Origin of the sequence: Streptomyces sp. TRM68416 (assembly GCF_014596915.1) — a bacterium.
GTDB lineage: Bacteria > Actinomycetota > Actinomycetes > Streptomycetales > Streptomycetaceae > Streptomyces.
Genome location: NZ_JACVWU010000088.1, coordinates 1 through 753 on the forward strand (window position 1 = coordinate 1; position 753 = coordinate 753).

Below are 753 nucleotides of genomic sequence, written 5' to 3' on the forward strand. Positions count from 1 at the left end.
ATGCCCGTCACGGTCCACCGACTTGCCGTTGGACTCCATGTCCAGCTGCTGCAGGTAGGCGGTGAACTGGGACAGGTAGTGGCTGTAGGGCAGCACCGCGTGCGACTGGGCGCCCAGGAAGTTGCCGTACCAGATGCCCAGCAGGCCCAGCAGCAGCGGGGCGTTGGCCTCGGCGGGCGCGGTACGGAAGTGCTCGTCGACCAGGCGGAAGCCGTCCAGCAGCTCCCGGAAGCGGTCCGGGCCGATGGCGATCATCAGGGAGAGGCCGATCGCGGAGTCGAAGGAGTAGCGGCCGCCGACCCAGTCCCAGAACTCGAACATGTTGTCCGGGTCGATACCGAAGTCCGTGACCTTCTCGGCGTTCGTCGACAGCGCCACGAAGTGCTTGGCCACGGCCTTCTCGTCACCGCCGAGGCCGGCCAGCAGCCAGGAGCGCGCCGAGGTGGCGTTGGTGATCGTCTCGATCGTGGTGAACGTCTTGGACGCCACGACGAACAGCGTCTCCGCCGGGTCCAGGTCGCGGGTGGCCTCGTGCAGGTCGGCGCCGTCGACGTTCGACACGAACCGGAACGTCAACTCCCGCGCGGTGTAGGGGCGCAGCACCTCGTAGGCCATGGCCGGGCCGAGGTCGGAGCCGCCGATGCCGATGTTCACCACGTTCCTGATGCGCCGGCCGGTGTGGCCGGTCCACGCCCCGGAGCGCACCCGGTCGGCGAAGTCGCTCATCCGGTCCAGGACGGCGTGCACACCGGG

The 753-nt window shown here is 68.9% G+C and carries 1 pseudogene; it reads right to left on the bottom strand.

Annotated features, from left to right (window positions below):
• A pseudogene (locus ICC28_RS40040) lies at nucleotides 1-753 on the bottom strand (glucose-6-phosphate isomerase); the annotation flags it as partial.